The following is a 22,223-nucleotide window of genomic DNA, read 5'->3' on the forward strand; positions in this document are numbered from 1 at the left end:
CCGTCTCCTGCGCGCCGGCTCCCTGGCCGTCTCCCGCACAGGGCTCCGAGCGGATCCGACCGGGGATGGCACACTCGGTCCCATGCGTGAGCTCGTCGTCCTCGGCACCGCCTCCCAGGTCCCGACACGGACCCGCAACCACAACGGGTACCTGCTGCAGTGGGACGGCGAGGGCCTGCTCTTCGACCCGGGCGAGGGAACGCAGCGGCAGATGACGCACGCGGGCGTCCCCTCCCGCCGGATCACGCGCATCTGCCTCACCCACGTCCACGGCGACCACTGCTACGGGCTGCCCGGCGTGCTCTCGCGCATGGTCCTCGACGACGTGCCGCACCCCGTCCACCTGCACTATCCGGCCTCCGGCGAGGACGTGGTCCGGGCCCTCGTCTCCCTCGCGACTCCCGGCACGGACCTCCGGCTGCATCCGCACGGCAGCGGCGGAACCGTGGCGCCGGCCCTGGAGGTGCGGCCGCTGGACCACCGCGTGGAGACCTACGGCTACCGGCTCGTGGAGCCGGACGGCCGCACGTTGCTGCCGGACCGGCTCGCGGCGGCCGGGATCACGGGCCCGGACGTCGGCCGGCTGCAGCGGGAGGGACGGCTGGGCGGGGTGCGTCTCGAGGACGTGAGCCGGCCGCGGGCGGGCCGGCGCTTCGCCTTCGTCATGGACACGGCGCCGTGCCCGGGCGCCGAGGAGCTCGCCGACGGGGCCGACCTGCTCGTGGCCGAGTCCACGTTCGCCGACGACGACGCCGGCCTCGCCGCGCGGTACCGCCACCTCACCGCCGGCCAGGCGGGCGCGCTGGCCGGCGGTGGTGGCGTGGGCATCCTGGTCCTCACCCACTTCTCGTCCCGGTACACCGACGTCTCCCCGCTGGTCGCACAGGCCCGCGACCGCGCCGGCGGAGCCACCGTGCTGGCCGCGGAGGACCTGGACCGGGTGCCGTTCCCGCGCGGACGGTGACGGGGCGCCCCGTCCCAGCGTCCCCTTCGCACCGCCCCCTTCCCACCGTCCTCGCCGGCAGCTCGCCTGCACGTCACCGGCGCCCGTCCGGGAACGCGCCGACGTCGTACCGGCAGCGAACCGACGCCCCACCGGCCCCGGCCGGGAACCTTCCGACGCCGTGCCGGAAGCTCACCCGCCGCACCCCACGGACACTCCGCCGGGACCCCGCTGGAGGCGTCCGGGAGCGGTCCTCGCCCCGTCCGTGCCGCCCGGCGGTCTCCGTCGACCCTGACACGACGTTAGAGTTGTCCCAGACTTCTCGGGGCAATCCGGCCCCGCACGCGGCCCGAGCTCGACGAGAGCCGGCCGCGCCACCTCGCACGACCCCACGACGAAAGCGGAATCCTTTGACCAATTCCTCCCGCAAGCTCAAGTCCCCGCCCTCGCTGCCCTCCGGGGGCCTGCGGATCACCCCGCTGGGCGGCCTGGGGGAGATCGGGCGCAACATGACCGTGTTCGAGCACGCCGGCAAGCTGCTGGTGGTGGACTGCGGGGTGCTGTTCCCGGAGGAGCACCAGCCGGGCATCGACGTGATCCTGCCCGACTTCACCTCGATCCGGGACCGGCTGGGCGACATCGTCGGGATCGTGCTCACGCACGGCCACGAGGACCACATCGGGGGCGTGCCCTACCTGCTCAAGGAGCGCCCGGACATCCCGGTGATCGGCTCGGAGCTGACCCTGGCGTTCATCACGTCCAAGCTCAAGGAGCACCGGATCACCCCGAAGACGGTCCATGTCGAGGCCGGCGACACCCACAAGGCGGGCCCGTTCGAGTGCGAGTTCGTCGCGGTCAACCACTCCATCCCGGACAGCCTGGCCGTGGCGATCCGCACCGACGCCGGGCTGGTGCTGCACACCGGTGACTTCCGGATGGACCAGTTCCCGCTGGACGACCGGATCACCGATCTGCGCCACTTCGCGCGACTGGGCGAGGAGGGGGTGGACCTGTTCCTCACCGACTCCACCAACGCCGAGGTCCCCGGGTTCACCACCTCGGAGCAGGAGCTGACCCCGGCGATCGACCACGTCTTCGCCACCGCCCCGAAGCGGATCATCGTCTCCAGCTTCGCTTCTCACGTCCACCGGATCCAGCAGGTCCTCGACGCCGCCCACGCGCACGGGCGCAAGGTCGCCTTCGTGGGCCGGTCCATGGTCAAGAACATGGGCATCGCCCGGGACCTGGGCTACCTGAAGATCCCGCGCGGGCTGGTGGTCGACTTCAAGAAGCTCGCGTCCATGCCCGACGCCAAGGTCACCCTGGTGTGCACCGGCTCCCAGGGCGAGCCGCTGGCCGCGCTCTCGCGGATGGCCAACGAGACCCACCAGATCCAGCTCAACCCCGGGGACACGGTGCTCATGGCGAGCTCGCTGATCCCGGGCAACGAGAACGCGATCTACGGGATCATCAACAAGCTCACCGACCTCGGGGTGAAGGTCGTGCACAAGGGCAACGCCAAGGTTCACGTCTCCGGTCACGCCTCGGCCGGGGAGCTGGTCTACTGCTACAACATCGTCCGGCCCACCCACGTGCTGCCCGTGCACGGGGAGTCCAAGCACCTGCACGCCAACGCCGAGCTCGCCATCCGCACCGGTGTCGATCCCGAGCGGGTGCTGATCGGCCGGGACGGCACCGTGATCGACCTCGTGGACGGCCGGGCGCGGATCTCCGGGCAGGTCGAGGCCGGCCTCGTCTACGTGGACGGCCACACCGTGGGCAAGGTCACCGAGGAGACCCTGGTGGAGCGCCGGCTGCTGCAGGAGGGCGGGGTGGTCACGGTCGTGGCGATCGTCGACGCCGACACCAACGCCCTGGCCGAGCCGCTGGAGTTCATCGCCAAGGGCTTCGTGCACGACGAGCACATCTTCGACGGGGCCGCCGACAAGGTGAAGAACGCCCTGGCGCGTCCGGCCACCGCCAAGGTCAGCGATCTCGACAAGCTGGAGTCGATCATCGCCGAGACGGTCTCCCGCCACCTCGAGCGCGCCTACCGGCGGGCCCCGCTGGTGACGGTCGTCGTCGTCGACGCCTGACCCACGCGTCCCGCCCGGCACCCGCCCCGGGGCCGGGCGGGACGTGCGGAGCCGGTGCCGCGCCCCGAGGCCGGCACCGGCCGATTGGTAGACTCGGGGTCCCCTGATCTCTGGAGGTCGTTCGATGCCGCAGCGCGTCCGCGGAGGCACCATGCAGATCGGCGAGCTCGCCGAGCGGACCGAGCTGTCCCTGCGCACCATCCGCCACTACGACGAGGTGGGCCTGCTGCCCGCCTCGCGCACCGAGGGCGGCTTCCGCGTGTACACCGAGCGCGACGTCGAACGGCTCACGCACATCAAGCGGATGAAGCCGCTGGGCTTCTCCCTCGAGGAGATGGCCGAGGTGCTCGACCTGCTCGGCGCCGACGAGCCCGCCGAGGCGCGACTGGCCGACTACCTCGAGCGCGCGCACCCGGAACGGGACCGGCTGGCCAGGAAACTGGCCCAGGCGGACGAGTTCATCGCGATGCTGGAGCAGCGGCTCGGCCGCTGACCGGCCGCCCGGCACGGGGCACCGGCCGCGCGCGAGCCGGCACCCCGCGGCCGGCGCACGCAGGAGACCTCCAGGCAGCCGTGATCGACTGCTCGGGCCCCCACCGGGGGACGCGCCCGCCGGGACCGCCCCGTTCCGGTGGGTGACGCGCCCGGCGGCAGCGACGCGCCGGACGCAGGACTCCACCAGGCCGCCCGACACCGACCCGGACAGGCACCGCATCCCATGACGTTCCCCACCGCGACCGCCCCGGCCTCCCCCGGAACCGTGCCGGCCGCGCCGGCGCCGCGGGTGCAGCACCGCGCGGACCTGCAGGGGCTGCGGGGCGTGGCGGTACTGCTGGTGGTGGTCTTCCACGTGTGGACCGAGAAGGTCTCCGGCGGGGTGGACGTGTTCTTCGTGCTCTCGGCGTTCCTGCTCACCGGGTCCTTCCTGCGCCGGATCGAGCACGGCCGCCCGCTGGGACTGCCGGCCTACTGGGCCCGGACCTTCGCCCGGCTGCTGGGGCCGGTGGCGGTGATGCTGCTGGCCGTGCTCGCGGGAATGCTCGCCGTCTTCCCGCCCAGCCGGTGGGCGGAGCTGCTGAGCCAGGCCTGGGGATCGCTGTTCTACGTCGTGAACTGGGTGCTGGCGGCCCAGGCCGTGGACTACTACGCCGGCAACACCGCGGCCACCACCCCGCTGCAGCACATGTGGTCGCTGTCGGTGCAGGGCCAGGTGTTCCTGGTGTGGCCGCTGCTGCTGGCCGGAGCCGCGTGGGCGGGGCGGCGGACCGGTGCGGGCGTGCGCCCGGTGGCCTGGGCTGTGTTCGGCGCGGTGTGCGCCGGTTCCCTGGCCTGGTCGGTGGCTGCCACCGCGTCCGGGCCCGAGGCCGCCTACTTCAGCACCCTCACCCGTCTGTGGGAGTTCGCCCTGGGCTCGCTCACCGCCCTGGCCCTTACCCGCCCGGCCCGCCGGCAGGACGCCCCGGCGCCCGCCGCTCCGTCGTCCGCTGCCCGCACGGTGGCGCCCCCGTCCGCAGGCACGGCCCCGGGGACTCCTCAGCAGGGCCTGGGGACGCTCCCGCAGGCCCCCGGGGCGGCTCCGGAGGCCCTGCGGGTGGGCCTGGGCGTGGTCCTGGGATGGACCGGACTGGCCGCGATCCTGGCCACCCCGTTCCTCATCGGTCCCGAGGCCCGTTTCCCCGGCACCGTGGCCCTGGCACCCACCCTCGGAGCCGCGGCCGTGCTGGCCGGCGGAGCCCTGGCCCCCGAGGCCCGGGCGGGGGCCGGGCGGGTGCTCTCCCTGGCCCCGCTGCAGTGGTTCGGGGACCGTGCCTACGGGATCTACCTGTGGCACTGGCCGCTGCTGATCACCTACCTGCTGGTCACGGCCCGCGACAGCGTCCCGGTCACGCACGGCCTGGGGATCCTGGCCGCCTCGGTGGCCCTGACCCGGGTCACCGCGCTGCTGCTGGCCGGCTGGCGGGCCCTGCCCGGGATCCGGGCCGGCCACGGGGTGCGCCTGGCCGCGACCGGTCTGGTCGTGGCGGTCCCGCTCACCGGCGCCCACTCCTACACCACCCTGCGCGACCCTGCCGCCGGGGTCGAGCGCACTGCGGCGAACTATCCGGGGGCCGCCGTGCTGCGCGGGGACGTGACCGAGGTCCCGGACGTGCCGATCATCCCCACCGGCGCCGAGCGCGAGCAGCAGTGGGGCGACACCGGGACGCGCTGCGACACCGGGGAGGTCCCGGCCGGGATCGGCGAGCTGGGCAACTGCTGGGTGATCGCCCCGGAGGACGGCACTGCCCCGGACCGGACCCTGGTGGTGCTCGGGGACTCCCACGCCCAGCAGCTGCTCACCCCGATCCACCGCGCCGCCGACGCCCAGGGCTGGCGGGTGGTCTCCTACCTGCGGATGGCCTGCCGCTACACCGCCGCCTCGACGAGCCCGGACGAGGAGTGCAGCGAGTTCAACGCCGCCGCCCGGGACGCGGCCCTGGCGGCCGACCCGGACGCGGTGGTCACCATCGGCACCCTGTCCCTGCCCGAGGCCCCGCACGAGCAGCTCGTCGAGGGCTACGAGGACGGCGTCCGGCCCTTCCTGGACGCCGGGATCCCGGTGCTCGGCTTCCGCGACAACCCGCGCTTCCCCTTCAGCATGTTCGCCTGCGTGGAGACCTACGGCCCCGACCACGACCGCTGCAACCCGCCCCGGTCCGAGTCCCTGCTGCCGGCCAACCCCCTGGAGGCCCTCGCCGCCCGGCACGAGGAGCTGCACAGCATCGACCTCACCGACCGGCTGTGCACCGAGGACGTCTGCCCCGGCGTGATCGGCAACATCCAGGTCTACATGGACCTCGACCACGTCACCTCCGCCTACGGCGAGACCCTCGCCCCGGACGTCGAGCAGCGCATGACAGACACCCTCGGCTGGGCGTGATGTCCGTCTCGTCCGCGCCGCAGCCGCAGACTCTACCCTGACGCCAGGGTAGAGTTGCGGTGCGGCCGCGCCGGCGCGCTCCCGCGCCCGCCCGCCGCACCTCTCGCGCGACGCCGCGCCCACCTGCCCGCACACCACCCGGCGTGCCCCTGCCCTTTCCGCCCCGCCCTCCCCTCCTGCGAACGGAGCCTCCTTGGCCACCACGACAGCCGGCCCCGCAGCCGATCCGACGCCCGAGCAGCGCCAGTCGGTGCGCCTGACCCTCCGCTCCCCCCGCCACCTCAAGACCGAGGTGCTGGCCGGGCTCGTGGTCGCCCTGGCGCTCATCCCCGAGGCGATCGCGTTCTCGATCATCGCCGGGGTGGATCCCCGGCTCGGCCTGTTCGCGTCCTTCACCATGGCGGTCACCACCTCCGTCCTGGGCGGCCGGCCGGCGATGGTCTCCGCGGCCACCGGTGCGGTGGCCCTGGTGATCGCCCCACTGGTGGCCTCCCACGGGCTGGACCACTTCATCGCCGCCGTGATCCTGGCCGGGGTGTTCCAGGTGGTCCTGGCCCTGATCGGGGCGGCACGGCTGATGCGCTTCATCCCCCGGTCGGTCATGGTGGGCTTCGTCAACGCCCTCGCCATCCTGATCTTCAGCTCCCAGATCCCCGAGCTGATCGGCGTGCCCTGGGCCGTCTACCCGCTCACGGCCCTGGGCCTGGCCATCGTGTTCCTGTTCCCCAGGCTCACCGGGGTGGTCCCGGCCCCGCTGGTGGCCATCGTCGTGATCACGGCGATCGTGGTGCCCATGGGCATGGACGTGCCCAGCGTCGGCGACAAGGGCGAGCTGCCGGAGTCCCTGCCCTCGCTCTTCTTCCCCGACGTCCCGCTCGACCTGGAGACCTTCCGGATCATCGCCCCGTACGCGCTGACCATGGCGCTCGTGGGCCTGCTCGAGTCGCTGATGACGGCCAAGCTGGTCGACGACATCACCGACACGCGCTCCGACAAGACCCGCGAGTCCTGGGCCCAGGGCGCGGCCAACATCGTGACCGGCTTCTTCGGCGGGATGGGCGGCTGCGCGATGATCGGCCAGACCATGATCAACGTGCGCGCCTCCGGAGCCCGCACCCGCATCTCCACCTTCCTGGCCGGGGTCTTCCTGCTGATCCTCGTGGTCACCCTCGGCGAGGTCGTGGCGGTCATCCCGATGGCCGCGCTGGTGGCGATCATGATCTTCGTGTCCTGGGCGACCTTCGACTGGCACTCCGTCCGCCCCTCGACCCTGTCGCGGATGCCGGTCCCGGAGACCCTGGTGATGCTCTCCACCGTGGCCGTGACCGTGTGGACGCACAACCTCGCCCTGGGCGTGATCGTGGGCGTGCTCGTGGCGATGGTCGCCTTCGCCCGCCGGGTGGCCCACTTCGTCACCGTCGACCGCGCGCTCGAGCAGCGCGACGGTGAGGAGACGGTGGTCTACACCGTGCACGGGGAGCTGTTCTTCGCCTCCTCCAACGACCTCTACACGATGTTCGACTACGCCGGGGACCCCCAGCGGGTCGTCATCGACCTCTCCGACTCGCACCTGTGGGACGCCTCCACCGTGGCGGCCCTCGACTCGGTCACCGACAAGTACGCGCACTACGGCAAGGACGTCCGGGTCGCCGGCCTCAACCAGGCGAGCCGCCGGATGCGGGTGCGCCTGGGCGGGATGCTCAGCGGCGAGCACTGATCCCGGAGCGCCCTGCGCGGAGTGCATTTGTGATCACAACCGTTTGTGTCTGCATGTGAACTGGGTCACACCGAGGGTCTTGCCGATCCTCGCGGGATCGACCATTCTTGCTTCTCACCAGGGGATTCTGTGGTCGGATGAGGACCATCCCCCGGCTCCCGCACCGTCGACCGGCAGTGCGCCGGCTCCGGATTCACGGAGCGCCGCACGGACACGGTCCGTGCGTGGGAGCAGCAAGGAGCGGGGCCGGCTGGGGGGGCCGCCCCGCTCCTTTTCTGCGTGTCCGGGAGGTCCGGCCCTCCCGTCCCCCCTGGTCGTCCGGCCCCGGCTCTTCCCGCACCCCTTCCTCGGGCATTCCGGGCACCACCACGGGGCCGGGCCGCCGCGCCACCCCGGTGCGGGTGTCCGGGGGAAGCACCGACGGTCCGAAAAACGCACCGGCCGGGGCCGCGAATGGTGTCCCCGGGACCGTCCCGGAACCATGGTGGGGGCGGCGGTGCGATCGCACCGCCACGGACGGTCCCGGACCGCTGCGCAGCGTCGCGCCCGGTCCGGGACCGTCCCCGGACAGCAGCACCACAGTGGGGGATCCGTGGACGACGACAGGATCGGAGCCGTGCAGGCACGCCTCGCCCGGCACGCGGTCGAGCGCGCCGAGCTGGAGCTGACCCGGGTGTGGTGGGAGTACTTCCAGCTCGGCGGCGAGGCCGGGGTGCTGGAGGTCGACGCGTACCTGTACGGGTGCATGGGGCTGCCCGCCGCGCACCGCAACCTGCTCGCGCGCGCGGTCAACGGGCTCGTCCGGGGGGCACCCGTCGCCCGGGTCCCGTTCTCCTGGGAGATCGAGGGCTCCCCGAACGACGCCGGGCCGCAGGGCCGCGGCAGCACGCCGGGCACCGGGCCGCGCGCCTGAGCCGGGCCGCGCGCCTGAGCCGGGCCGCGCGCCTGAGCCGGCCCGCCGCCCGGAGCGCCTCCCCGCCCCGGTTCCTCCGTGAGGCCTGCGCCGCGGCGTCCGCTCCGCGGCTGCGGCGCCCGCGATGGCAGAATGGGCCGGGGTGCCGGTCCCGACGTCGGCCCGCACCCGGTCGTGCGCGCCGAGCCGGCCGCAGCGCCCGTCGTCGTCGCCGTACCCCACCTCGACCCTAGGATGTCGGATGGCCCACCCCTCGCCCCGCACCACCCCGCCGCCCGCACCGACCGGGTGGTCGACCCTGCACCGCCACCACATCGGGGTGGACGTCGGCGGGACGCTCATCAAGTACGCGGCCGTGGACATGGCCGACGGCACGCTCACCACCCCGGTCCTCCAGCGCCCCACCCCCGTGCCCGCCACTCCGGAGGCCCTCGCGGAGCAGCTCCGGCTCCTCGTGCAGGAGCTCTCCGCCGCCCCGGGGGCACCGCACCCGGAGGCGAGCGTCGGAGTCGCGCTCCCGGCGATCATCCGGCACGGCGTGGCGCGCTCCGCCGCGAACATCGACGACGCCTGGATCGGTCTGGACGTCCACCGCTTCCTCACCCAGCGGCTGGGGCGCACCGTCCACGTCCTCAACGACGCCGACGCCGCGGGCCTGGCCGAGCTCCGCTACGGCGCCGGGCGCGGGAGCAGCGGCACCGTGCTGGTCATCACCCTGGGCACCGGCATCGGCTCGGCGCTGTTCGTGGACGGGAAGCTCGTGCCCAACCTCGAGCTGGGCCACCTGGAGCTCGGCGGGGTCGACGCCGAGGTGCGGGCCTCGGCGGTGGCCAGGGAGCGGGAGGGGCTGGACTGGCCGGAGTACGCCGAGCGCCTCCAGCAGTACTTCGCGCACCTGGAGTTCCTCTTCTCCCCCGACCTGATCGTGGTCGGCGGCGGGATCTCCGCCCGGCACGAGGACTTCCTGCCCCGTCTGCGCCTGGACACGAGGGTCGTCCCCGCCGAGCTGCGCAACGCGGCGGGCATCATCGGCGCCGCCCGGCACGCCTACCTCGCCGTGCCCCCCGCGGAGGCCTGACCCCGGAGGGCCTGGCGGAAGTACTGCACGCCCGCCACCACGTGCAGGACGGCCGCCGCCTGGACCATCACCCGGCCGACGTCCGTCACCTCCGGGCTGGACCACGCGGGTCCCGCCAGGACGAGCACGGTCCCCACCATGAGCAGGGCGGTCTTCGCCTTGCCGACCACGGTGACCCGCAGCACGCCGAGGGAGCGCCGGACGAGGGTGGCGATCCCCACCACGACGTCGACGACCGCGATGACGATCAGGACCCACCAGGGGAACAGCCCGACGATGCTCGCGGCCACGGCGATCGCCACGGTCCCCAGCCGGTCGGCGATGGGGTCCATGACCTCGCCGATCCGGCTGCGCTGCTGCAGCGCCCGGGCCAGGGTGCCGTCGACCCAGTCCGTCAGGGAGAAGAGGGCGACGAGGACCAGCGCGCGCACCGGCCGCTCGTCGATGTCGAGGACGGCCAGCACGGCCGGGACGATGAGCGCGAAGCGCACCACCGAGACGACGTTGGGCACCGTGAGCACGCGGTGGTAGTACGGCGACTCCGCCGGCTCGACCGCGTCCTGGTGCTGTGTCATCTGGCCTTCCCGCTCTCCTGGCGCCCGGTGCGGGCGGTCCCGGGACCACCCCTGCTGCTTCCGAGGGTAGCCCGTCGGCGCTCCGCACGACGGACGTGCGGCCGTCGGTGATCGGCAGGGGCGTCGTCCACCGGGACCTCGACCACGTCCCCGGGTCGCGGAGCCACGCTGCCCTGACGTCGAGGAGCGCCGGACGCCTACGCTGGGCAGGTGAGGCGGGAACGCCCCCGCCCCGGGAGCTCCAGGAGGCCGTCGTGGACCCTCGCGTGCACTTCTTCACCCTGTCCACGCCGGACCTCGACGCCGCCCGGGAGTTCTACGTGCGGGGTCTCGGCTGGGAGCCGCTGCTCGACGTCCCGGGCGAGATCCTCTTCTTCCGGATCGCCCCCGGGACGGTGCTGGGCCTGTTCGACGCCGGAAAGTTCGCCGAGGACCTCGGCCTCCCGGCGGCGACCCCGGCGCAGGGCCTGACGCTCGCGCACAACGTGGCGGACGGGGCCTCCGTCACGGCGGTGGTCGAGGCCATGGCCGCGGCGGGCGGCACCGTCCTCACCGGCCCGCGGCCGGGCGCCTTCGGGGGCGTCTTCCACGCCCACGTCGCGGATCCCAACGGCGTGGTGTGGGAGATCGCGCACAACCCGGGCTGGCGGGTCGACGACGACGGGACCGTGCACCTGGACTGAACGGCTCGGGCCGGCGCCGGGCTCGGCCGGACGGGCTCGACAGCGGCGGGCTCAGCCGCGGACGTCGAAGCGCAGGTGGTGCTCGACGTCGTGCAGGAAGTACGCCGCGAAGCTCGCCACGGTGAAGTCCTTGCCGTCCCCGCGCCGGCCGGGCCGGGCCCACTGCTCCCCGGTCACGGCGTCGAAGACGTCCGCGGTGGCGCGGACCTCCTGCGCGAGCTCCCCCGAGACCTCGTAGGGGTCCTGCCGGTTGTACTGCTCCCCCACCGCGGCGGCGTCCTGGTCCCAGTCCGGGAAGACGGGGTTCTCCTCGTCGAGCATGAGCCGCAGGCGCTCGCGGAAGACCCGGCAGAGGTCCCGGACGTGGCACGCGTACTCCAGCGGGGACCACGTCCCCGGACGGGGCCGGTCCGTCATGCCGAGCCGGTCGAGGACCGTCGCCCAGCGCTCGATCGTGTCCCGCGCGCGCTCGCCCGTGGTCGTGACGTCGTAGTGCGGATCGAACCCGCAGTCGGGGCAGCCCCGCTCGAGCACCACGGTCCAGTCCTTGGTCTCCGGAGGGACGGGCGAGGTGTCGGGCAGGTCGGCGCGCTCGGTGGTCATGCGGTCAATCTACCGGGGCCCACCGGGCGCGGCGAGACCCGTGGCGGCCCGGGCGGGTCGCAGCCCCTGCAGGTCCAGGATCTCGTCCTCGCTGAGCGGCTCCCCGCGCTGGATCCGGCGGGTCCGGCGCAGGTCGGACGCGGCGAGCACCACGGTGGTGCTCGCCAGGACGAACGAGAGGATGCCCAGGGTGTTGGCGAACCCCGCGGACAGGCCCAGGTGGACGGGGTCGGTGGCCCGCGTCAGGACGGAGGCGCCCGCGCCGTCCACGCGGTCGGGGAGGACGGCGCCGAAGCCGAGGAGGACGGCCCACGCCGCGGGCATCGTCAGCGCGGAGCGCAGGGACGCCCCCCGCGGGACGTGGGCCCGGGCGTCCCGGACCAGCAGCGCGCTCGCCACCACGAGCAGCCCGGTCAGCGGCAGGGCGAGCGTCAGGGTGTAGAGCAGCACCAGCTCCCCGGCGGCTCCGGCGAGACCGCGGCCCACCGCGATCCACGTCCCGAGGAGCAGGGCCACCGGGAGACCGAGGACGGGCACGGCACGCTGCAGGAGGGTGGGGTGGTGCGGCACGCGGTCGAGGGCTGTTTCCACGCCCGCCAGTCTATCGGCGGGGCTCCCGGCGCCCGGGCGCCCCGGTAGGCTGGAGCGCATGCCATCGACCGGATTTCCCCACGCCGTCCTCTTCGACCACGACGGGACCCTCGTCGACACCGAGCCGCTGTGGGACCGGGCCAAGCAGAACCTCGCCGCCGAGCACGGTCTGCTCTGGACCCCCGAGGACTCGCTCGCCACGCTGGGCCGGCCGGTCGCCGCGACGATCGCCCGGATGCAGCAGGTGGGCGTGCCGCTCGGCGAGGACGAGCTGTTCCGGGCGGTCTTCGAGCACAGTGTCCGCGTCCTGGAGGGCACGGAGCTGACGTTCATCGACGGGATCGAGGAGCTCCTCGAGGACCTGGCGGCCGCGGGGATCCCGGCGGCGATCGTCACCAACGCGAGCTCGGCGATGGGCCGGCACACCGCGTCCACGGCGCCGGAGGACCTGTTCCGGGTGGTCATCGGCACGGACGAGTACGCGCAGGGGGTGCGCCCCAAGCCCGACCCGGACGCCTACCTCACGGCGGCCCGCCGCCTCGGGGTGGACCCCGCCGGCTGCGTCGTGGTCGAGGACTCCCCCGCCGGGGCCGCCGCGGGCGTCGCGGCCGGCATCCCCACGGTGGTCGTCCCCGGCGAGATGGCAGTGGAGCGCGGCCCCGGGCTGCTGCACCTGGAATCCCACCGGGAGCTGACCCTCGAGCTGCTGCGCTCGCTGGACCCGCAGTCCCCGTCGTCGCCCTTCCACACCGTGCAGGAGACCCGCCCGTGAGCTCCCCCGACTTCCCCGCCGCCGTCCTGTTCGACCACGACGGCACCCTCGTGAACTCCGAGCCCCAGTGGGCCGTGGCCAAGCGCGCGGTGGCCGGCCGCTACGGCGTCGGCTGGAGCACCGAGGACGACCTCGCCACGCTGGGGCGGACGGTGCCCACGTCGGCGCGGCTGATGGTCGAGCGCGGCGCCGAGGGAACCGTCGAGGCCATCACCGCGGAGCTCGGCCGGGAGGTCGCGGCCTCACTCACGGGCGAGGTGCCGTTCCTGCCCGGCATGCGCGACCTGCTGACCGAGCTGGAGCGGGCCGGCATCCCCGGGGCCGTCGTGACGAACGCCCCGACCGTGGTCGCGGAGGGCACCGCATCCGGGGCGCCCGAGGTGCTGCGGGTCGTGGTCTCCCAGGAGGACGTGGAGCAGGCCAAGCCGCACCCGGAGCCCTATCTGCTCGCGGCGCGGCGGCTGGGCGTGGACCCGGCACGGTGCGTGGCGGTCGAGGACTCGCAGACGGGGGCGGCGAGCGCGGCGGCCGCCGGGATGCCGGTGGTGGTGGTCCCCGGTGAGCTGCCGGTCGAGCCCGCGCCCGGCTTCGTGCTCGTGGCCGCCCACACGGACGTCACCCTGGAGTTCCTGCGCGGGCTCGCGCCCTCCCGGCCGGCGACCTCCGGCTGACGACGACGAGGGCCCGCCCCCGGCCGTTCCGCGGAATGCGGTGCGGCCGGGGGCGGGCCCTCGTGGGTGGTGCCTGACTCAGCGGGTCGCGGTGCCCTGGGGGGAGGACGCGCGGCGCGGGCTCCGGGTGCGGCGGCGCGCCGCGGCCTGGGTGGAGCGGTCCGGCGCGGACTCGGTCGAGTACGCGGGTGCCGCGGAGCGGGTGGGCGCCGCGGAGCGCGCCGGCGCCGCCGAGCGGGAGGCCGAGCCGTTGCCGGGGCGGGAGCCGGCGCGGTTGCCGGTCTCGGTGCGCTGGTCGCGGGAGGCGTTGCGCGGCTGCTCGGAACGGGCCTGGCCGCCACGGCCGCGGCTGCCGCCGGAGCGGGCGCCCGAACGGCCGCCGGAGCGGCCGCCGCCGGAGCGCTGACCGCTTGCCGGACGCCCCTGGTCCTGGACGGGCTGCGGGACGTAGGCGACCTTCTCGGCGGTCTCGCCCACGAGCGCCGTGACGGCCGGGGAGCCGACGGTCACGGTGTCGAAGTTCGCGGTGACGCCGGCGGCCTTCATGAGCTGGGTGACCTCGCGGCGCTCCTCCTTCGTGGCGACCGTCACGACGGAGCCGGAGGCGCCGGCGCGCGCGGTGCGCCCGGAGCGGTGCAGGTAGGACTTGTGCTCGGTGGGCGGGTCGATGTGCACGACCAGCTCGACCTCGTCCACGTGCACGCCGCGGGCGGCCACGTCGGTGGCCACGAGCACGCGCACGTCACCGGCGGAGAACTGGGCCAGGTTGCGGTCGCGGGCGTTCTGGGACAGGTTGCCGTGCAGGTCCACGGCGGGGATGCCCATCTGGCTGAGCTTGCGGGCCATCTTCTTGGCGCGGTGCTTGGTGCGCGTGAACATCACGCGGCGGCCCGTGCCGGAGGCCAGGGCCTCGATGAGCTCCTGCTTCTCGTCCGCGTCCACGACGAGCACGTGGTGGTCCATGGTGGACACGGACGCCTGCGGGGCGTCCACGGAGTGCTTGACGGGGTTGGACAGGAACTGCTTGACGAGCTTGTCCACGCCGCCGTCGAGCGTCGCGGAGAACAGCAGCCGCTGGCCGCCCTGGGGGGTGCGCTTGAGGATGCGGGTGACCACGGGCAGGAAGCCCATGTCGGCCATGTGGTCGGCCTCGTCGATGACCGTCACGCGGACGTCGTCGAGCGTGAGGACGTTCTGCTTCAGCAGGTCCTCGAGCCGGCCGGGGCAGGCGATGACGATGTCGGCGCCCTTGGCGAGCGCCTTCTCCTGGTTGCGCTGGGAGACCCCGCCGAAGATGACGGTGGTGGTCTGACCGGCGGCCTCGGCCAGCGGGGCGATCGCGCGGTCGATCTGGGTGGCCAGCTCGCGGGTGGGTGCCAGCACCAGGCCGGTGGGCCGGTTGGCGCGGCGGGCGGCGCGGGCGCCGTTGCCCGTCAGCCCGGCGAGCCGGGACACGAGCGGCAGCGCGAACGCCACGGTCTTGCCCGAGCCGGTCTTGCCGCGGCCGAGCACGTCGCGGCCGGCCAGCGAGTCGGGGAGGGTCTTCTCCTGGATGGGGAACGCCTGCTCGATGCCCTGCTGGGCGAGGACGGCGGAAAGGGCCTTGGGCACGCCAAGGTCGGTGAAAGTAGCCAAAACTGGGATACGTCTTTCGATCGGATGTCCCGGCAAGGGGGTAGCGCGCCGGGTTGCGCCGAATGACTCCTGGAGCCCCTGCGAGCGGGCTGAAACCGTCTGGAACGGTGCCGCGCTGGAAGAAGAAAGGGGTGCTCGACGCCTGCCTGCTCACCCGGGAACGGGGAGCAGTGCCATGTGCAATACCGACCACCCTACAGCACCGGGCGTCCGGCACGACCGGGATGTGGTGCAGCACACGGCGGTGCCGCCACGCTGCTCCGCCCGCCCCCACGCCCGGGGCGCCGAACTCACCGCACCGGCGCGAGAGGCGGGCACCTGTGCGGGCGTCTCGCGCCGGTGCGGTGAGTTCGCGGCCGGTGCCGGGCCGGGGCCGCCCGGCGCCGGACCCGGCGGCGGGGCCCGGCGGCCGGGGCCGGCTACAGCGCCGTGTAGCCGCCGTCGACGAGGTAGTACCCGCCCGTCATGAAGGACGCCCTGTCCGAGAGCAGGAACGTGGTCAGGGCGGCGACCTCCTCGGCGCGGCCCAACCGGCCGAGCGGGTGCTTGGCGGCGAGTCCCTCGAGGACGGCCGCGGGAGCGGTCCGCAGCAGCGGGGTGTCGATGTAGGCGGGGCCGACGGCGTTGATCCGCACCCCACGCTGCCCGTACTCCACCCCGGCCTGCTTGGTGAGGCCGACCACCCCGTGCTTCGCGGCGGTGTAGGCGCTGTTGCCCGCGGCCACCGCCACGGTGCCGTGGACGGAGGACATGTTGACGATCGCCCCGCCGCCGGCCTGCTCGATCGCGGGCAGCTGGTAGCGCATGCCGAACATGACGGCGTGCAGGTCGATCTGCACGGTGCGCACCCACGCGTCGAGGTCCGACTCGCCGACGGCGTCCGCGGTGCCCCCGATCCCGGCGTTGTTCACCGCGAGGTGCAGCCCGCCGTAGGTCTGCTGGGCGAACTCGACCGCGGCCTCGCAGTCCTCGGGCTTCGCCACGTCCTGGCGGAAGCCGGCCGCGTCGCCGCCGGCGGCCATGATCGCCTGGACGACGTCGTCGATCCGCCGCGTGTCGATGTCCGTGACGACGACCTTGGCGCCCTGCGCCGCGAGGTCCTTGGCGCAGGCCTCGCCGATGCCGGAGGCGGCGCCGGTGACGAGCGCGACCTTGTCCTTGAGGTCAGCCATGTGGTTCTCCTGCCGTGTGTCCGCTGGGCCGGACCGGGTGGCCCGGCACTCCCAGTCTGTCCGGAAACGCCGGGACCCGCGAGGACCGCGCGGGGGTTTCCGCCCGCGTCGCTCCTCGCACCCGGGCCGGCCGGGGCTCAGCCCTCGTCGTCCTCGGCCTTCTCGGCGTCGTGCGCCCGGCGCAGCGCGGCGGAGTCCGCCTCCTGGGCGGCCTTCTGCCCGCGCACCACCTCGGTCAGGAGCTTGGTCATCTCCTTGGCCACGCCGGCCGCGGACTGCGGGTTCTGGCCGGTGACGAGGCGGTCGTCGACGACGACGTTCTCGGTCCAGTTCGGCGCCGTCCGCACGTCCGCGCCCTGCTCGACGAGCTTGTCCTCGAGAAGGAAGGGGACGACGCCCGACTTGCCGACCTCGTCCTCCTCGGCGTTCGTGAACGCGGCCACCTTGCGGCCCTCGACGATGCGCAGCCCGGTGGAGAGCTCGACGTCGACGAGCCCGGCCGGCCCGTGGCAGACGGCGCCGACGACTCCCCCGGCGTCGTGCACGGCGGCCACCAGCGACTGCAGGTCGGCGTTGCCGGCGAAGTCCCACATGGTGCCGTGCCCGCCCACGAGGTAGACGGCGTCGTACTGACCGGGGTCGACCACGCTGATCCGCGGGGTGTTGTACAGGGAGGCCCGCACGGTCTCGTCCTCGAGGTACTGCCGCTGCACCTCGTCCTCCTCGTCCTTGCCGTCCTGCGGGGGCTGCCCGCCGGCGATCGAGGCGAAGTCGACGAAGTACCCGGCGTCCCGGAACACCTTCCACGGGTGGGCCGCCTCGCCGACGAAGTACCCCGTGGGCTCCCCGGTGTCGCCGAGGGTGTCGTGGCTGGTGAGAACGAGCAGAACCTTCTTCATGGTCTCGATGTCCATGTCTGTCCTTCCGTCGGGTGGCGGGACGCGGAGGGCGTCCCGCGAGCGGGTGGCCAGCCTAGGCGCCAGGGGCCTCCGCCGGGACGGGTGTTCGCTCCGGGCCCGTCCTGCAGGATGCGGGCGGGAGCTCCCCTGATAGGGTCATTGACGATTCAATGACCCTGTTCGACCTCCTGAAAGGACCGACCATGAGCCTCTCCAACGCGATCCTGCGCGGCGTCTCCGGCGCCTACCTGCTGCAGTCCGGCTACGGCAAGAAGGACCTCCCCACCGAGGCCGCCGCGGGTCTCCAGCAGTTCGCCGCCACCGGCGTCCCCCAGTTCAAGGAGTGGGACGCCGACACCTTCGGCAAGTTCGTGGCGTACTCGGAGATGGGCATCGGCGCCGCCCTGCTGACGCCGTTCGTCAACAAGCGCCTCGCCGGCCTGGCCCTCGGCGCGTTCTCCGCCGGGCTGCTCTCGATGTACTTCCGCAACCCCGAGATGACGCAGGAGGACGGTGTCCGCCCGACCGAGGCCGGCACGGGCCTCTCGAAGGACGCCTTCCTGGCCGCGATCGCCGCGGCCCTGGTGGTCTCCAAGTAGGCACGGCCTCCGAAGGGTCCCACGGGGGCCGCCCGTCCGCACGGACGGGCGGCCCCCGTTCCCCGTTCCCGGCCGGGCACCGCGCACGGCGCTCCTGAGGGGCGCCCGCTCCCCTTAGGACGTCCGGGCCACCGGGGAGAATGGGACCCATGACGACGACGGCGCACCGCCGGGCCCGTCCGGCTCCGGGTCCGCACCGAGCCGCTCCCGCCGGGGAGCGGGTCCTGGACCCCGGTGTCCGGGCAGAGGTGCGGGCGGTCGTCGGGGAGCTCGTGGACTCGGCGGCCGCGCAGGCGCAGGAGGCCGGACGCCAGCTGCGCTGCATCCACCGACTGTGGCTGCTGGCCTGGGAGGACCGCGAGATCGACTGGGTCTCCACCGCCGGGCTGATGCCGTACGAGGCCGACGAGCTCGTGTGCTCCCTGCTGGAGACGGACGAGCAGCTGGTGCGCGACCTCGCCGACGAGATCGGCCCGGCGCTGCACCTGCCCGCCGGCACGGCCCTGGAGCGCGTCCGCGAGGCCCTGGTCCTCGGCCTGCACCTGCCGGAGACCCTCGAGGCCCTGGAGGCGGGCCGCTTCAGCGCCCGGCACGCCTCGGTGATCGCCGATCAGTGGCGCGAGCTCGTCGAGGACGCCCCGGCGGACCAGGAGGCCCCGCACGACGTCGCGCAGCAGCTCGCCGCGGAACTGACGGAGCGGGCGCCGCACTGCACGGTGGCGCAGCTGCGCGCGTGGGCCCGGCGGCGGCGCGCCGCGCTGCTGGCCGAGACGCAGGAGGCCAGGCACCGGGCGGCCCGCGCCGGACGCCGCGTGTGGGTCGAGCACGGCGAGGACGGCATGGCGTGGGTGCACGCCCTGCTGGACGCGCCCACCGCGCTCGCGGTGCAGGACCGGCTCGACGCGCTCGTGGCGCTCCTCGCGCCCGCGGAGGCGGCCGCCCGCGCGTGCCCCGGTGATGGGACGGACGCGCCCGTTCACGGGGATCCGGCAGGAGCCGCGGACCTCAGCGCGCGGCCCGATCCCGGGCCGGACGGCCGCCCCGTGGCCGTCCGGACCGAGGCGCAGCTGCGGGCCGACGTCCTCGCCGACCTCCTGCTCGCCGGGGAGGTCCCCGACGACCCGGCGTTCCCGCAGGGGGTGCGGGGGCAGGTCTGCGTGACGGTCCCGGTGCTCACGCTGCTGGAGTGCCGTCCCGGCGGCCCGGCGGGCGGGGTGCCCGCGGACGCCCCGGTGCTCGTCGGTCACGGTCCGATCAGCGCGGAGGCCGCCCGGGAGCTGGCCGCCGGCGCCCCGTCGTGGCAGCGCGTCCTGACGCATCCCGTCACCGGCGCCGTCCTCGACCACGACCGCAGCACCTACGCCGTGCCCGCCGATCTGCGGCGCCGGCTGCGGCTCCGGGACGGAACCTGCCGTTTCCCCGGATGTCGCCGGCGGGTCGAGCGCTGCGATCTCGACCACACGGTGGCGTGGCAGGACGGTGGTCGCACCGCCGCGGACAACCTGGCCCACCTGTGCCGCCACCACCATCTCGTCAAGCACCGCCGGGGTGCTCTCGGACGCTGGTCGGTGCGGCAGCTCGGCCCGGCCCCCTTCGGAGGAGCGCTCGAGTGGACGTCACCGGCAGGGCTGACCCACCGGACGGAGCCGGACCCCTCGGCCGGCATGCCACCGGACCGGACGGCATCGGTCTGGGACGTGCTGGACGGCGCTGTCCAGAACTGGGCCGTGCCCGCTCGGACCGTGCCGCTCGGGGCCGTGCCCGATGAAGCTGTACCGGACCGTGCCGCACCGCCCCGGGTCGTACCGGACCGTGCCGCACCGGGCCGTGCCGCGCCCGAGGACGCGGACCCTCCCCCGTTCTGACCGTCGGCCGGTCCGGTCAGGCGGGGGACCGGCCCGGGTCCTCAGCCGTCGTCTCCACCGAGACCCGGTAGCCCATGCTGTGGGTCTCCTCCGGTTCCAGGTGCACCGCGGCGGCGTGGGTGTTGGCACCCTCCACGCACACGAAGTCCGTCCAGCCGTCCGGCCCCACGTCGGGCAGCGCGGCCGCCTTCTCCGCCCCCGGGTTCCACACCACGGTGGTGTCGGAGTTCTTCTTGCGGATCCGGAGCACCCGTCCGAGCACGGGGTCCACGACGGCCACGTCGTCGCTGGAGCGGTACACCCGGTCGGTCTCGCCGTCGAACCGGACGTCCCCCTTCTGCACGCAGTCCTCCTGGTCCAGGACCTTGTCACGGTAGGAGGCGCCGTCCAGGCCCTCGACGCGGACCTTCCGCACGTCCCCCACCACCAGGTACGCGTGCAGGGCCTCCTCGAAGTCGAACGGCTGCTCGCCGGTGTTCGTGATGCTCAGCTCGAGGGACAGCTCGGTGCCGAAGCGCACCACGAAGTAGGCCTCGAACGGGTACGGGAACTGCTCCCGGTGCGCGGGGTCGGTGACGTCCGCGTCCGAGAGCCGGTAGACGACCATCGCCTCGTGGTCGGAGGACTCGCGCGACTCGACGTGCCACGGGAGCGTGCGGGCGAAACCGTGCTTGGGCTCGCGCCCGCCGTCCGCCCCGTCGGCGAACCACGGGAAGCAGATCGGGACACCACCGCGCACGGGCCTGCCCGTCTCGAGCGCCGTGCTGGGGGACAGCCACAGCACCGGGGCGTGGCCCGTGGGGATCCAGTCGGTCACGTGCGCGCCCTGGTCGTAGACGGCACCGGTGGCGTCCGCGCAGGAGAACGGGCGGGGATCTGGGAGTTCGCTCATGCCCCTCAGGCTAGACGGAGGGCCCGGCCCCCGTCAGGAGGCCGGGCCCTCGTGCGCCGACGGCGGTCAGACGCCGGTGCGCTCGGCTGTCAGACGCCGGTGCGCTCGGCTGTCAGACGCCGGTGCGCTCGTAGGAGTCGATGGCTCCGGGACGGCCCTCCATGAACCCCTCGATCGTCCGGCGGTCCGCCCGCAGCGTGGGGTCGTGGTCCAGGTAGTGCTTCGTCTCCCGGACGATCAGCCCGGAGAGGATCAGCAGCCCGAGGAGGTTGGGCAACGCCATCAGGCCGTTCATCACGTCGGCGAAGTTCCACACGACGGCCAGCGGGACGGTGGCGCCCACGAACACCACGAGGGAGAAGACCACCCGGTAGGGCATCACCGCCGGGCGCCCGAAGAGGCGCTCCATGCAGCGCTCCCCGTAGTACGCCCAGCCCAGGATCGTCGAGTACGCGAAGAGCACGAGCCCCACCGTCACCACGACGTGCCCCCACTCACCGGGCAGGCCCCGGCTGAAGGCGTCGCCGGTCATGGTGGCGGCGAAGTCGGCGCCCTGCTCCCAGACGCCGGTGGTGATGAGGACGAGGCCCGTGAAGCTCACCACGATGATCGTGTCGATGAAGGTCTGGGTCATGGAGACCAGCCCCTGCCGGACCGGGTGGGTGGTCTGGGCCGCCGCGGCCGCGATGGCCGCCGAGCCCATGCCCGACTCGTTGGAGAACAGTCCCCGGGCCACGCCCATCTGCACCGCGAGCATGATGGCCGAGCCCGCGAACCCGCCGACGGCCGCGGTGCCCGTGAAGGCGTCGGTGAAGATGAGGGCGATCGCCTGCGGCAGCGCCGCCACGTTGACGAGCAGGATGAACAGCGCGCCCAGGACGTAGAAGAGGATCATGAACGGCACGAGCGCCGCCGTGACCCGGCCGATCGCCCGGATGCCGCCGACGAGCACGGCGAGCGTCAGCACCGCGAGGACGATGCCGGTGATCCACGTCGGCACCCCGAAGGACCCCTCGACGTTCGAGGCGATCGCGTTGCCCTGGGTCATGTTGCCGATGCCGAACGCGGCCAGTGCGGCGGCGATCGCGAAGAAGATCGCCAGGAACTTCCCGAACCCGTTGCGGATGCCGCGCTCGAGGTAGTACTGCGGTCCGCCGGAGATCTCGCCCTTGGCGTCCGTGGTGCGGAACCGCACCGCCAGGAACGCCTCGGAGTACTTGGAGGCCATGCCGAGCAGGCCGGTGACCCACATCCAGAACAGGGCGCCCGGCCCACCGATCGAGATCGCGGTGGCCACGCCCACGATGTTGCCGGTGCCGACCGTCGCGGCGAGCGCCGTGGTCAGTGCCTGGAACTGGGAGACGTCGCCGCCCTGGGCCTCGGCGTCCTTGCGCTCGAACAGTGCGAGCCGCAGCGCGGAGCCCAGCTTGCGGAACTGCAGCCCGCCCAGCCGGACGGTCAGGTACAGGCCGGTGAGCAGCAGCAGGGGGATGAGGACGTAGGGCCCCCAGATGATGCCGCCCAGCTCGCCGAGGGCGGTCTCGATGGTTTGGAGCATGTGTTCTCCCGTGGGTGTCGGGTGGGTCAGGGAAGAGACCGTGA

Annotated in this window: 20 protein-coding genes; 12 read left to right on the forward strand and 8 right to left on the reverse strand. The window is 73.8% G+C overall.

Annotated features, from left to right (window positions below):
- Positions 1-82: 82 nt before the first annotated feature.
- The 7 genes from AVL61_RS07700 (at position 83) to ppgK (ending at position 9,664) form a co-directional block, all read left to right on the forward strand.
- Positions 83-964 (forward strand): ribonuclease Z, encoded by an 882-nt coding sequence (locus AVL61_RS07700; protein ID WP_058873778.1) that lies wholly within the window; start codon positions 83-85, stop codon positions 962-964.
- A 389-nt stretch (positions 965-1,353) separates the two neighbouring features.
- Positions 1,354-3,039, forward strand: a complete 1,686-nt coding sequence (locus AVL61_RS07705) for a ribonuclease J (protein ID WP_058873779.1) — start codon at positions 1,354-1,356, stop codon at positions 3,037-3,039.
- Between the two features lie 124 nt (positions 3,040-3,163).
- The gene (locus AVL61_RS07710) at positions 3,164-3,532 is read left to right on the forward strand and encodes a MerR family transcriptional regulator (RefSeq protein WP_058873780.1); all 369 of its coding nucleotides are present in this window, start codon (positions 3,164-3,166) and stop codon (positions 3,530-3,532) included.
- 225 nt (positions 3,533-3,757) lie between these two features.
- Positions 3,758-5,956: an acyltransferase family protein gene (locus tag AVL61_RS07715; RefSeq protein WP_058873781.1), complete on the forward strand. Its 2,199-nt coding sequence runs from the start codon at positions 3,758-3,760 to the stop codon at positions 5,954-5,956.
- 193 nt (positions 5,957-6,149) lie between these two features.
- Positions 6,150-7,673 (forward strand): SulP family inorganic anion transporter, encoded by a 1,524-nt coding sequence (locus AVL61_RS07720; RefSeq protein ID WP_058873782.1) that lies wholly within the window; start codon positions 6,150-6,152, stop codon positions 7,671-7,673.
- A 592-nt stretch (positions 7,674-8,265) separates the two neighbouring features.
- Complete coding sequence (locus AVL61_RS07725) at positions 8,266-8,586, forward strand: hypothetical protein (RefSeq protein ID WP_197412666.1); 321 nt, start codon at positions 8,266-8,268, stop codon at positions 8,584-8,586.
- A 241-nt stretch (positions 8,587-8,827) separates the two neighbouring features.
- A complete protein-coding gene (gene ppgK / locus AVL61_RS07730) occupies positions 8,828-9,664 on the forward strand; it encodes a polyphosphate--glucose phosphotransferase (protein WP_058873784.1) in 837 nt (278 codons plus the stop codon).
- Here ppgK and AVL61_RS18605 read toward each other — a convergent pair.
- Positions 9,634-10,239, reverse strand: a complete 606-nt coding sequence (locus tag AVL61_RS18605; protein ID WP_058873785.1) for a CDP-alcohol phosphatidyltransferase family protein — start codon at positions 10,237-10,239, stop codon at positions 9,634-9,636. The genes ppgK and AVL61_RS18605 overlap by 31 nt on opposite strands.
- A 254-nt stretch (positions 10,240-10,493) precedes the next feature.
- On the opposite strand from AVL61_RS18605, the gene AVL61_RS07740 reads away from it, so the two are divergent.
- Positions 10,494-10,922 carry a VOC family protein gene (locus tag AVL61_RS07740; RefSeq protein ID WP_058873786.1) on the forward strand — a complete coding sequence of 143 codons (429 nt, stop codon included), beginning with the start codon at positions 10,494-10,496 and terminating at the stop codon, positions 10,920-10,922.
- Between the two features lie 51 nt (positions 10,923-10,973).
- On the opposite strand, the gene AVL61_RS07745 is transcribed toward AVL61_RS07740, so the two are convergent.
- Both AVL61_RS07745 and AVL61_RS07750 read right to left on the reverse strand, forming a co-directional pair.
- Entirely contained in the window at positions 10,974-11,525 is a 552-nt protein-coding gene (locus tag AVL61_RS07745; protein ID WP_058873787.1) for a DinB family protein, read from the reverse strand.
- 9 nt (positions 11,526-11,534) lie between these two features.
- Positions 11,535-12,116 (reverse strand): hypothetical protein, encoded by a 582-nt coding sequence (locus AVL61_RS07750; RefSeq protein ID WP_157571339.1) that lies wholly within the window; start codon positions 12,114-12,116, stop codon positions 11,535-11,537.
- A gap of 58 nt (positions 12,117-12,174) precedes the next feature.
- Between AVL61_RS07750 and AVL61_RS07755 the strand changes: the two genes are divergently transcribed.
- The gene (locus AVL61_RS07755) at positions 12,175-12,888 is read left to right on the forward strand and encodes an HAD family hydrolase (protein ID WP_058873789.1); all 714 of its coding nucleotides are present in this window, start codon (positions 12,175-12,177) and stop codon (positions 12,886-12,888) included.
- Positions 12,885-13,559 carry an HAD family hydrolase gene (locus AVL61_RS07760; RefSeq protein ID WP_058873790.1) on the forward strand — a complete coding sequence of 225 codons (675 nt, stop codon included), beginning with the start codon at positions 12,885-12,887 and terminating at the stop codon, positions 13,557-13,559. Before AVL61_RS07755 ends, AVL61_RS07760 begins: the two co-directional genes overlap by 4 nt.
- A gap of 78 nt (positions 13,560-13,637) precedes the next feature.
- On the opposite strand, the gene AVL61_RS07765 is transcribed toward AVL61_RS07760, so the two are convergent.
- The 3 genes from AVL61_RS07765 to AVL61_RS07775 form a co-directional block, all read right to left on the reverse strand.
- Complete coding sequence (locus AVL61_RS07765; protein ID WP_231738318.1) at positions 13,638-15,194, reverse strand: DEAD/DEAH box helicase; 1,557 nt, start codon at positions 15,192-15,194, stop codon at positions 13,638-13,640.
- A 419-nt stretch (positions 15,195-15,613) separates the two neighbouring features.
- Positions 15,614-16,366, reverse strand: coding sequence for an SDR family NAD(P)-dependent oxidoreductase (locus AVL61_RS07770; RefSeq protein ID WP_058873792.1), 753 nt, complete (start codon positions 16,364-16,366; stop codon positions 15,614-15,616).
- Between the two features lie 137 nt (positions 16,367-16,503).
- Positions 16,504-17,280: a type 1 glutamine amidotransferase domain-containing protein gene (locus AVL61_RS07775; RefSeq protein ID WP_058873793.1), complete on the reverse strand. Its 777-nt coding sequence runs from the start codon at positions 17,278-17,280 to the stop codon at positions 16,504-16,506.
- Positions 17,281-17,468: 188 nt separating this feature from the next.
- On the opposite strand from AVL61_RS07775, the gene AVL61_RS07780 reads away from it, so the two are divergent.
- Both AVL61_RS07780 and AVL61_RS07785 read left to right on the forward strand, forming a co-directional pair.
- Positions 17,469-17,864: a hypothetical protein gene (locus AVL61_RS07780; RefSeq protein WP_058873841.1), complete on the forward strand. Its 396-nt coding sequence runs from the start codon at positions 17,469-17,471 to the stop codon at positions 17,862-17,864.
- Positions 17,865-18,013: 149 nt separating this feature from the next.
- Complete coding sequence (locus tag AVL61_RS07785; protein WP_157571340.1) at positions 18,014-19,729, forward strand: HNH endonuclease signature motif containing protein; 1,716 nt, start codon at positions 18,014-18,016, stop codon at positions 19,727-19,729.
- A 16-nt stretch (positions 19,730-19,745) separates the two neighbouring features.
- On the opposite strand, the gene AVL61_RS07790 is transcribed toward AVL61_RS07785, so the two are convergent.
- Together AVL61_RS07790 and AVL61_RS07795 are read right to left on the reverse strand one after the other, a co-directional pair.
- Positions 19,746-20,621 carry a D-hexose-6-phosphate mutarotase gene (locus tag AVL61_RS07790; protein WP_058873795.1) on the reverse strand — a complete coding sequence of 292 codons (876 nt, stop codon included), beginning with the start codon at positions 20,619-20,621 and terminating at the stop codon, positions 19,746-19,748.
- A 112-nt stretch (positions 20,622-20,733) separates the two neighbouring features.
- Positions 20,734-22,179: an alanine/glycine:cation symporter family protein gene (locus AVL61_RS07795; protein ID WP_058873796.1), complete on the reverse strand. Its 1,446-nt coding sequence runs from the start codon at positions 22,177-22,179 to the stop codon at positions 20,734-20,736.
- Between the last annotated feature and the right edge of the window lie 44 nt (positions 22,180-22,223).

The sequence above is a fragment of the Kocuria rosea subsp. polaris genome (assembly GCF_001483755.1).
Lineage (GTDB): Bacteria > Actinomycetota > Actinomycetes > Actinomycetales > Micrococcaceae > Kocuria > Kocuria cellulosilytica.

Bases quoted from the DNA above. Each gene is read 5' to 3' on its own strand.
- AVL61_RS07700 (WP_058873778.1), top strand. From the start codon at position 83: ATGCGTGAGCTCGTCGTCCTCGGCACCGCCTCCCAGGTCCCGACACGG.
- AVL61_RS07775 (WP_058873793.1), bottom strand. From the start codon at position 17,280: ATGGACATCGAGACCATGAAGAAGGTTCTGCTCGTTCTCACCAGCCAC.
- AVL61_RS07710 (WP_058873780.1), top strand. From the start codon at position 3,164: ATGCCGCAGCGCGTCCGCGGAGGCACCATGCAGATCGGCGAGCTCGCC.
- AVL61_RS07795 (WP_058873796.1), bottom strand. From the start codon at position 22,179: ATGCTCCAAACCATCGAGACCGCCCTCGGCGAGCTGGGCGGCATCATC.
- ppgK (WP_058873784.1), top strand. From the start codon at position 8,828: ATGGCCCACCCCTCGCCCCGCACCACCCCGCCGCCCGCACCGACCGGG.
- AVL61_RS07790 (WP_058873795.1), bottom strand. From the start codon at position 20,621: ATGAGCGAACTCCCAGATCCCCGCCCGTTCTCCTGCGCGGACGCCACC.
- AVL61_RS07785 (WP_157571340.1), top strand. From the start codon at position 18,014: ATGACGACGACGGCGCACCGCCGGGCCCGTCCGGCTCCGGGTCCGCAC.
- AVL61_RS07780 (WP_058873841.1), top strand. From the start codon at position 17,469: ATGAGCCTCTCCAACGCGATCCTGCGCGGCGTCTCCGGCGCCTACCTG.
- AVL61_RS07770 (WP_058873792.1), bottom strand. From the start codon at position 16,366: ATGGCTGACCTCAAGGACAAGGTCGCGCTCGTCACCGGCGCCGCCTCC.
- AVL61_RS07715 (WP_058873781.1), top strand. From the start codon at position 3,758: ATGACGTTCCCCACCGCGACCGCCCCGGCCTCCCCCGGAACCGTGCCG.
- AVL61_RS07745 (WP_058873787.1), bottom strand. From the start codon at position 11,525: ATGACCACCGAGCGCGCCGACCTGCCCGACACCTCGCCCGTCCCTCCG.
- AVL61_RS18605 (WP_058873785.1), bottom strand. From the start codon at position 10,239: ATGACACAGCACCAGGACGCGGTCGAGCCGGCGGAGTCGCCGTACTAC.
- AVL61_RS07755 (WP_058873789.1), top strand. From the start codon at position 12,175: ATGCCATCGACCGGATTTCCCCACGCCGTCCTCTTCGACCACGACGGG.